Source organism: Vibrio sp. Vb1026, from assembly GCF_033338745.1.
Classification (GTDB): domain Bacteria; phylum Pseudomonadota; class Gammaproteobacteria; order Enterobacterales; family Vibrionaceae; genus Vibrio; species Vibrio alginolyticus.
On record NZ_JAWOTH010000037.1, the window covers coordinates 1 to 8,534 of the forward strand.

General features: G+C 39.1%; 12 protein-coding genes. 11 read left to right on the forward strand and 1 reads right to left on the reverse strand.

The window, feature by feature from the left end; all coding sequences use genetic code 11:
• Nucleotides 1–178 precede the first annotated feature (178 nt).
• The 10 genes from R7E47_RS23660 to R7E47_RS23710 all read left to right on the forward strand — a co-directional run bounded on the left by R7E47_RS23660 (nucleotide 179) and on the right by R7E47_RS23710 (nucleotide 6,444).
• A complete protein-coding gene (locus R7E47_RS23660; protein WP_029833179.1) occupies nucleotides 179–463 on the forward strand; it encodes a MazG nucleotide pyrophosphohydrolase domain-containing protein in 285 nt (94 codons plus the stop codon).
• A gap of 155 nt (nucleotides 464–618) precedes the next feature.
• On the forward strand, nucleotides 619–966 hold the full coding sequence (locus R7E47_RS23665; protein WP_054577336.1) for a hypothetical protein: 348 nt from the start codon (nucleotides 619–621) through the stop codon (nucleotides 964–966).
• 259 nt (nucleotides 967–1,225) lie between these two features.
• Nucleotides 1,226–1,402: a hypothetical protein gene (locus tag R7E47_RS23670; RefSeq protein ID WP_154218409.1), complete on the forward strand. Its 177-nt coding sequence runs from the start codon at nucleotides 1,226–1,228 to the stop codon at nucleotides 1,400–1,402.
• Between the two features lie 3 nt (nucleotides 1,403–1,405).
• Nucleotides 1,406–1,810: a type II toxin-antitoxin system YafO family toxin gene (locus tag R7E47_RS23675; protein ID WP_318085100.1), complete on the forward strand. Its 405-nt coding sequence runs from the start codon at nucleotides 1,406–1,408 to the stop codon at nucleotides 1,808–1,810.
• 8 nt (nucleotides 1,811–1,818) lie between these two features.
• Nucleotides 1,819–2,091, forward strand: a complete 273-nt coding sequence (locus R7E47_RS23680) for a hypothetical protein (protein WP_005445731.1) — start codon at nucleotides 1,819–1,821, stop codon at nucleotides 2,089–2,091.
• A gap of 148 nt (nucleotides 2,092–2,239) precedes the next feature.
• Entirely contained in the window at nucleotides 2,240–2,542 is a 303-nt protein-coding gene (locus R7E47_RS23685) for a hypothetical protein (protein ID WP_151514869.1), read from the forward strand.
• A gap of 921 nt (nucleotides 2,543–3,463) precedes the next feature.
• A complete protein-coding gene (locus R7E47_RS23695; RefSeq protein ID WP_231972251.1) occupies nucleotides 3,464–4,042 on the forward strand; it encodes a PH domain-containing protein in 579 nt (192 codons plus the stop codon).
• 160 nt (nucleotides 4,043–4,202) lie between these two features.
• A complete protein-coding gene (locus R7E47_RS23700) occupies nucleotides 4,203–4,970 on the forward strand; it encodes an FRG domain-containing protein (RefSeq protein ID WP_140167876.1) in 768 nt (255 codons plus the stop codon).
• Nucleotides 4,971–5,183: 213 nt separating this feature from the next.
• On the forward strand, nucleotides 5,184–5,618 hold the full coding sequence (locus R7E47_RS23705; RefSeq protein ID WP_151514867.1) for a hypothetical protein: 435 nt from the start codon (nucleotides 5,184–5,186) through the stop codon (nucleotides 5,616–5,618).
• A 136-nt stretch (nucleotides 5,619–5,754) separates the two neighbouring features.
• On the forward strand, nucleotides 5,755–6,444 hold the full coding sequence (locus R7E47_RS23710; protein WP_318085103.1) for a hypothetical protein: 690 nt from the start codon (nucleotides 5,755–5,757) through the stop codon (nucleotides 6,442–6,444).
• 466 nt (nucleotides 6,445–6,910) lie between these two features.
• Here R7E47_RS23710 and R7E47_RS23715 read toward each other — a convergent pair whose 3' ends face one another.
• Complete coding sequence (locus tag R7E47_RS23715) at nucleotides 6,911–7,363, reverse strand: hypothetical protein (protein WP_149191759.1); 453 nt, start codon at nucleotides 7,361–7,363, stop codon at nucleotides 6,911–6,913.
• A 558-nt stretch (nucleotides 7,364–7,921) separates the two neighbouring features.
• On the opposite strand from R7E47_RS23715, the gene R7E47_RS23720 reads away from it, so the two are divergent.
• A complete protein-coding gene (locus tag R7E47_RS23720) occupies nucleotides 7,922–8,323 on the forward strand; it encodes a hypothetical protein (protein WP_213872158.1) in 402 nt (133 codons plus the stop codon).
• The last annotated feature ends 211 nt before the right edge of the window (nucleotides 8,324–8,534 follow it).

Below are 8,534 nucleotides of genomic sequence, written 5' to 3' on the forward strand. Positions count from 1 at the left end.
GAAGTTAAACGTAGAAATGTCGCCTAACAAACTGTTCAAGAGGGATTCGCAACGCGTGGCATTTTCACTATGCGTTGAATTTAGTGATTAAGGTGGTATGCGGCGGCTTTTGTATTGCGTTGCTCACCCCTTAGCAGGGCGTTATACGCTTTATGGAAAATGATACAAAAAGGATGTTATGAAGTTATCTGAGTTACAAAGTCATATAAAAGAATTCGATTATGCGCCAGAGCAATCTGAACACTATTTTTTGAAACTAATCGAAGAAGTTGGCGAATTATCGGAATCAATTCGCAAAGGTAAACGTGGGCAACCAACGTTAGATGAACTCAAAGGTTCAATCGCAGAAGAGTTATATGACGTTTTGTACTATGTTTGTGCTTTAGCCAATATTCATGATGTAAACCTTGATAAAACGCATGAACTAAAAGAAGTTTTGAATAAGGTTAAGTACAACCGATAGGACGCGTATAACAAATTGTTCAAGAGGGATTCAGCACGCGTGGCATTTTTACTATGCGTTGGTTTAAGTGATTAAGGTGGTATGCGGTAGCATCGGTGTTGCGTGCTTCACCCCTTAACAAGGCGTTATGTTGCTAGAGGGTTGCGAGGAATAAAGTGCTTAATTTATTGAAGTTTTTTGTTGTCAGCAATCTCATTGCAACCGCCGTTGTGGTCGCATTTGAGGAATCTACTGGGTTCTTTGGTCTTAATTTTTGGTCTGACTACGCTTTCTTTGCCGTGGTGATTCTTTGGGGAATAGCAGCATTATTTTTTATGTATCCTCCTGAAGGTGGTTTTGGTGGCGATAACGCGGAAAGGGTGACAGGTTCAATGGTCGATGGTTCGGTGGCTGATGAAATTGACGACGAACGTTTTTCGTCAAACACGATATTTTGCATCAAGCTTTTTGTTTCTGGCTTACCAGCGTTTCTGACGTGCGTAATAGCGAGCTTCGCAACATAACAAAGCGTTCAAGAGGGACTCCCAACGCTTGGCGGTTTTAGTTTAAAGTTTGGCTTATGTGTTTATGGCACAATGCTTAAGTTTGGGGGGCATAGCGTTGTCGCCCCTTAACGCGGCGTTAGCCTTTTTACCGAACTCAGCTACGTATTTCATTGTGTTACACAGTAGTCATTGGTTTTGTCGCATATCGACGATTGATAAATAGGTAAATAAGTTTGGACTGAATATCTTCGATCTCTCGAGAAAAGGAGATCAACAAATGAAAATAAAAAATCGACCTATTGTATTATTAAAATCAAAATCTCAATGTGTAACTTATTCAGGAGATCCGTTGCATGACAAGGTGCGGATTATTTCTGCTGCGGCCAACTCAAAGAGAAAAATATTGTCACGAGCTGAGATAGCAAAAACTATACTCATTGTGGAAGAGGAATAGTGAATGAGTGATAAAGTTAGAATATTTGCTTATAAGCCGTTTAAAGATTCGCTCTCCCCTGATGTTTATGATGCTTTAAAAAACAAGTTTCGTGAGTACAAGGAAAAAGGTGTGCAACCACATGATTTTGGGAGAGATACGACGTTTGATTTTCCCGAAAAGCTTCGATTATCCGGGTTGCGACATATATATATAAAAGATAAAACGTCCAAGCGTTGGAACTTGAAGAAGTTTGCATTTGATAAAACTAGCAATACAGCTCTTATCTATTCTAGTAACTATTTTGATGACAATTGCTATTTACTTATTGGTTTGCTAGATAATGCTCATCACGCCTACAAAAATAACCTATTATATTTATTGGAAATGTCTGATATTGCTGATAGCTTTAGCAATAAAAATTTATAGGAACAAATATGAAAACCACTTTAAACTGGAAAAAAGGCACACCACCAACTCCCGGCATTTACTTTGTAGCACTGAAGTTGGGGCAATCTATAGGTAGATATGACTTCATGCTGTGGAGTGGAGAGGTGTGGGAGACAGATCAGCAGGTTGAAATTATAGCCTATGTAGATGCCGATGATATCAAAATGGCGTTATCCCCAGAGTGGCCAGAGAATTCTGATAGAGAATTGCCTCAAACCAATAAAAAAGATCTCCCTAATGATATTTGGGTAGAAGATTAAAACTAAAGGCTAACAAAGCATTTAAGAGTGATTCCCAACGCGTGGCATTTTTACTCCATCGTTGGGTTTTGTGTTTACGGTGGTATGATTAGGTTTCGTGGTAGCGTTGCTCACACCTTAATGCGGCGTTATGCCTTTTGGAGGGAAAATGAAAAATCTGCAAGAATTGGTCCTAAATTTTCGTCGTGTAATGGAGTGTTTAAATCCGTCCGATTTTGTAGGAACGTCCCTGTCTGTGAGTAAGTTTCCTTCTGCTTGTTGTGATGACTCCTCTCAGATTTTAGCCGCGTATTTAACCGATAATGGTTTTTCTGGTGCGGCATTAATTCGTGGGGAATACGGTGGAAAAAGCGAAGAGTTACATTCTCATGTTTGGCTCGATTTAGATGGCTTCAAAATAGGCGTAACAGCAGACCAATTTAATAAAGAGGCTATGGCAATCCATCAGTAATAATCGCACAGGAAAACGAGTTTCTAGAGACTTTTGAAACAACGAACGATGGTATTGCTGATTTTCGTATTCACTTAAAAGGCTACTCTGACCCTGGCTTAGAAAGTGACTTTGAATCTTGCTACAAGGTAATATTGTCGCACTTATCAGCACAGGCATAACAAACTGTTCAAGAGGGATTCGCAACGCGTGGCATTTTTACTATGCGTTGGTTTTAGTGTTTAAGGTGGTATGCGGCGGCTTTGGTATTGCGTTGCTCACCCCTTAACAGGGCGTTAGTTTGCAAGAGGAAAAACGCAGCTATAAAGCAAAATCTAGTGGTAAAAGCTCAAAGTCGAAATTGTCGTATCGGTGTTCAATTTCAGTGTTAATTAGCGTGGTGAAAATCCCAAATTAGCGTCGTTTCAACGGTTGATTTGTTCTTTGGTGCGGTGACTTTCGGGTTAACTGAGTCGAACTTTTTTGCTGAAATTCTGCTCGTTGAGTTTATTGGTGCAAAAGCCGATTTACTCGCTGCGAGGACGTTTTCTCTAGTGTGGTAAGTTCATGTGGTTTCAGTGACTTCGTTGAAAGTCCGCATTGTGAGACTAGTTTTCCAAAAGCGCTTTTTGGTGTTGTAAGTTCGTTTTCTGCGGCGTTGTTTGTTCCACGTGGTTTCATTGAGTAGCCGCTTTGAGACTACGCCTGGCTTAAGTGCATCAAAACACTTAAAGCTTATTGTTTGCAAAGTTTAAAATAACGTAAAATCAACGCTTTGGGTTTGCAAACTAACAAACTGCTCAAGAGGGATTCGCAACGCGTGGCATTTTCACTATGCGTTTAATTTAGTGATTAAGGTGGTTTGCGGCGGCTTTTGTATTGCGTTGCTCACCCCTTAGCAGGGCGTTAGGCATCAGTGGCAATTATTTAGAAACTAATATTATGAAAGATATATTTAAACCAGTCTTAGATGACAATGAAGAAATACTCTGGGTGGGAAAGCCTTATTTTATAGCATACATGCTAAATGCTTCTTTTGTGTTCTTTTGCGGAATACTGCTATTTTTATTTTTAGGCAGGTCATCCTCGGAACTTTTTTCTACAGACCCTGTGCAGCTTTTATCTGAAGGGTGTGTAATGTGGTTTGGTTTAGCGCTAATACTATACAAGTTGCTAGTATATCCAAACACGTTTTATGCGTATTCCAACAAGCGGCTTCTCTTTCGTAGTGGCTTTATGGGTATTGATTACAAAGTAATTGATTACGATAAGATCACAAATGTTGAAGCTAATATTAATCCTATTGAGAGTTTGTTTAACGTTGGAACGATCAAGGTTTTTTGTGGTGAAGTCGGTGGTAAAGGTCAAAAGATTACTAATGATATGATAGCGATTCCTTACCCAAATGATACGTTCAGAAATATCAAACAAGTTTCTATTGATGTGAAGTCTGACTTACTCTATCCAAACTCACTTCGCCCTGAAGATAACCCCGGTTACGAGACTAAATATAAAAAGTGATTGATTTTGTTGAGTAATGCCTAACAAACTGTTTAAGAGTGATTCGCAACGCGTGGCATTTTCACTATGCGTTGGTTTTAGTGGTTAAGGTGGTTTTCGGAAGCATCGGTATTACGTTGCTCACACCTTAACAGGGCGTTATACAAATAATGGAGATTTCATGACAACAGAATCAGTGGTTACAACAATACCTGATTACTTAAGTTTAGTACTATCAATATCAGCTGAGTGGGGAAGCCGGCATGGAGATATTTGGTATCGAGGAATCGCTAGAGAAGATATGGAGTTATTGCCAGGAGTAAAATGGCGGAATATATCTGCAAGTAATGAAGAGTCATTAATTTCCGGCTTTCTTATCAATGGAAAATCACTCTTTAAGGAAGATGTAAATTGCCAATGGCAGTTGTATTCTATGATGCAACATTATGGTCTTCCGACAAGATTATTAGATTGGAGTAAAAGTCCTTTGATTGCTGCATACTTTGCATTGGAAGCAGAGAATGATGTCGACCGTGTTGTGTGGGTTATGGATCCGTTTACACTAAACGAAATCAATATGGACAGAAGAGAAGTATTTGTGCCATATAAAGATCTGAAAGAAGAAACTAATGTTGATCCTTATCTACCTAAAGTTTTACGTCAAGATAGTGCTACTAATACACAGCCATTTCCGATTGCTATTGAGCCCCCTTATACAAACAGAAGAATATTGGCACAACAAGGTTGCTTCACTGTGCATGGTACGAAGAGTGAGCCTGTAAATGTACAATTTGAGCGTAATAACAGCGATCGGATTAGAAAAATTAAATTCTGCAAAAGTGCAGTCGCTACGCTTCGCTCAGAATTAACTTTACTTGGAGTTACAATTGACTCAATTTATCAAGATCTTAATAGCTTGAGTTCACATTTAATCAATAGTCATAAGTGAATTTGTATAACAAGCTGTTTAAGAGTGATTCGCAACGCGTGGCATTTTCACTATGCGTTGAATTTAGTGATTAAGGTGGTTTGCTGCGGCCTCGGTATTGCGTTGCTCACCCCTTAGCAGGGCGTTATGTGCTTTGGAAAAAGTCTTAAACTTTAGATAACCATGTCTGTTAATCTTGGTATCAGTGATAATCAACTATCAAGGACTGATTTAATGTTTGATTGGACAAACCCTAAGCAAATCGATCTCACTCAACCATATCTGTATTTCATTAAGATCTCTGCTGAACAAAAGGAGTTTCGCTATATTGGCAAAGCCTCGAAGAAAGCGAGGCTGAATGAGTACAAGTCTAATGTGGCAAAAATTCTCGAAGGAAAGTCTCGACGACCAGTGTTAAAGAGAGATGGTTCTCTTCAATCACAAGGTAACTTGAAATACCGTTACGTTCACCTTGTGTTAGCTAATGCGCAAAAACGGGGTTGGGATATAGAGCATTACCCAATTGAAAACGTAGCTAAGCAAGACCTAAATTCCCGAGAGTTAACACTTATAAATGAACTTGAGTGCAATATGAATGATGGTTCAACTTGGTTCATTGAACAATTTTCTGAACTATCAGAGCAATTGCTACAAACAGTACGCACATAACAAACTGTTTAAGAGTGATTCGCAACGCGTGGCATTTTCGTTATGCGTTGATTTTAGTGATTAAGGTGGTGTGCGGAAGCTTCGGTATTGCGTTGCTCACACCTTAACAGGGCGTTATACATTTTGGGAGTAAGTAGTGGCGGATAATGAAACTCATTATTTGAGAAACTTTGAAGATCAGCGGTATGATGCAGTGTATATGCTGTATTTCTCCTTAGATATAGATCAAGACAATTATAAAGATGATGTAATCAGGCCGCACGTAAGGGCATCAGTCATTAATACTTGTCTACTACTAGAGTGTGGTGCCAATTGCTTAATTGAAACACTAGATTTACCGAAACAGTTTTTTGACGATATTGATAAAATGCCCTTTTTGTCTAAATTTGAGTTTTTCTTAAACAAAGTAAATCCTAGTCAAAAATTTGATAGAGGGGCGCTAGTTGTCCAAAGGGTTAAAGAGTTAAAAACCATCAGGGATAGCTATGTTCATCAGAAGGTAAAAAAATCCAAATATGAAATAATCTCGTCAACTGTTTCGGAAGCGGATTATGGATGCACGGAACAGCTAAAGTTTCCTCGAGCACCTAAGAAATGGCGCTCAGAACATGCAGTGTCTGCTCTTAAAGCCGTCAACGATTTTTACAATGAGTATCTATTGAACTGGTGTGCTTTGAATACACAGCAAACTGTAGATCTACTCTTGGGCTCTAAGAAGGCTGATTTAGCTAACCCGATAGGCGCTCAAATTGATTTTGTTGGTGGCTTAGGCCGTGCGGTAACCGAGTGGGGAATAGACTTTAAGTTCATTGGAAAGAATGTATAACAAAGCATTTAAGAGTGATTCTCAACACTTGGCAGTTTCGCTTCGCTCAAGTATAGCCAAGCGTCGCTCACACCTTAATGCGGCGTTATGCCGAAAGAGCTTACGGAACATATATAGAGTATAATATTGCACCTACTAAAAGTGACGAAAACAAAACACTAATTAGATTGAGGCGTATTTTTTGGTAAGAGTTTTGTTGTTTTCTATAGCTTATTATAACGAAAATGGATGCAATTATTGGTAGTAATATCAAAGGTCTTCTTAGCGCAATATCTAAGAATAGTGAATTCATAATATAGGTAGTTTCTCCGAACAATTCGCGGCTAAGGGCCGAAAAATGTTCACGAGAAAGAATTAGGAAACAATAACCTCCGAAAAGAAAGATAGTTGTAAATAGCAACAGCTTGTTAGTGAAGTTCAATGTTTTATTTTTTATGGTGTTTAAATATCGCTTCATCATAAGCCTCTACTTAGAGCTTTGAGTTTTCATTGCTCTAATTTGACCTCTGATTTTTGTTGAGGCTAGTTGATAAGCATCTATTTTTATATTGAATTTGTCTATTGCAGATTTAGCGTTCCCAATTTTATCGATTACCTTTAAGGTCACGTCACCTTTACTAGAACCAAAGGATGTTCCTTTCACTTCTACATCAACTTGGCTTCCAATAAAGTTTTCGTACTGTAAAAGTTTCTGAGCTGACTCATTTTCTACAGTCATCCACTCTGTTTGAGCGTGCCCAAACACTAAAGTGCTTGATTCTCCACCTACAGATAAATAGTCAGCAATACCATATAAACGTGCTGGAGCTTTACCATCATTAGGCTTTGTTTCGATATAGCAGCCGGATATTAAATTGACTCCTATCGGTAGTTTGGGGATACCAGCACCTAAACCACTAATAGTAATCCTAACTTTCATTAATAATTTTCCTATATTTCCATTCTTATACGCCTATTATGGCATATGGAGGTGCTGCGTTGGTCATTGGTTTATAGCCAAGCGAGTGAGCTCTCAAATTTACGATTACTGTGATGCAACAAAAGATGTTGAAAGGTTTGAATCTCCTGGTTTCGGCATAACAAAGCATTTAAGAGTGATTCCCAACGCTTGGCATTTTCGTCTCCGCGTTGGGTTTCGTGTTTACGGTGTCTTGGTTTGGGTTAGCTGATTAGCGTTGCTCACACCTTAATGCGGCGTTATGCCTAAATGAGGAAGTATGGAGTCTATTTACAGTATTATTCAGGAAAATCCTGATTATTTCGCTTGGGTCTTCGGTTTAGTCAATGCACTCTGGGGGATCTTTCTATATTTCAACAAGCAAAGTCATGACAAAGCCCTAGAAAACTTAAAGCATGGATTATCGTTAGAAGCAGAGAGAAGAAAAAAATATTCGAGCTTAAGGTTTCTCAATACGAAGCGTATGTCTCCAATTTAGATGAGTTCGGGAAAAAGCATCAAGTTGATCTTCCAGCAAAGATGCAGCCAATCTTTGACAAGTATTTCAACGATTATCTCGCGGCAGCACAAGTCGGAGATAAAGACAAAGAGCGTGAAGTTTTGTGTTGGTTCGGAACGCAAGTCTCAGAGGTCATGCGTGATAGCACTGAAGACTTAATGAAATTACAAGCAGAGTCTAACAAATTAAAGCTCACAGCGACTGACCAAATGGTTGAAACATTTGCTTGTTTGGAAGCTTTGACAAAAGCGTCCTCAGACAAGTCCAATGAATTTATGAGTAAATTTCTTGAAATAGTCTTATCTCAAAATAATGAGCTATCTGCAAAATTGCAGGAAGAGCTAGCCAGTTTAGGTAAAGAAACCCAAGCCGTTGCTAAAGAGTTGATGGAGCAGATGAGGCAAGAGCTGCAAACAATTTAGGCATAACAAATTGTTCAAGAGTGATTCGGCACGCGTGGCATTTTTACCATACGTTAGTTTTAGTGGTTAAGGTGCTATGCGGAGGCTTCGGTATTGCGTGCCTCACCCCTTAACAAGGCGTTAGTACGGGTTTTACATCAAAGGTCATAAGTTTTGGTGTTTATCTGTTTTGGTGCTCGTCTTTGCACCTTTCAGGTTGTGCCTCTCACGT

Bases quoted from the DNA above. Each gene is read 5' to 3' on its own strand.
- R7E47_RS23660 (WP_029833179.1), top strand. From the start codon at position 179: ATGAAGTTATCTGAGTTACAAAGTCATATAAAAGAATTCGATTATGCG.
- R7E47_RS23670 (WP_154218409.1), top strand. From the start codon at position 1,226: ATGAAAATAAAAAATCGACCTATTGTATTATTAAAATCAAAATCTCAA.
- R7E47_RS23675 (WP_318085100.1), top strand. From the start codon at position 1,406: ATGAGTGATAAAGTTAGAATATTTGCTTATAAGCCGTTTAAAGATTCG.
- R7E47_RS23680 (WP_005445731.1), top strand. From the start codon at position 1,819: ATGAAAACCACTTTAAACTGGAAAAAAGGCACACCACCAACTCCCGGC.
- R7E47_RS23685 (WP_151514869.1), top strand. From the start codon at position 2,240: ATGAAAAATCTGCAAGAATTGGTCCTAAATTTTCGTCGTGTAATGGAG.
- R7E47_RS23695 (WP_231972251.1), top strand. From the start codon at position 3,464: ATGAAAGATATATTTAAACCAGTCTTAGATGACAATGAAGAAATACTC.
- R7E47_RS23700 (WP_140167876.1), top strand. From the start codon at position 4,203: ATGACAACAGAATCAGTGGTTACAACAATACCTGATTACTTAAGTTTA.
- R7E47_RS23705 (WP_151514867.1), top strand. From the start codon at position 5,184: ATGTTTGATTGGACAAACCCTAAGCAAATCGATCTCACTCAACCATAT.
- R7E47_RS23715 (WP_149191759.1), bottom strand. From the start codon at position 7,363: ATGAAAGTTAGGATTACTATTAGTGGTTTAGGTGCTGGTATCCCCAAA.
- R7E47_RS23720 (WP_213872158.1), top strand. From the start codon at position 7,922: ATGCAGCCAATCTTTGACAAGTATTTCAACGATTATCTCGCGGCAGCA.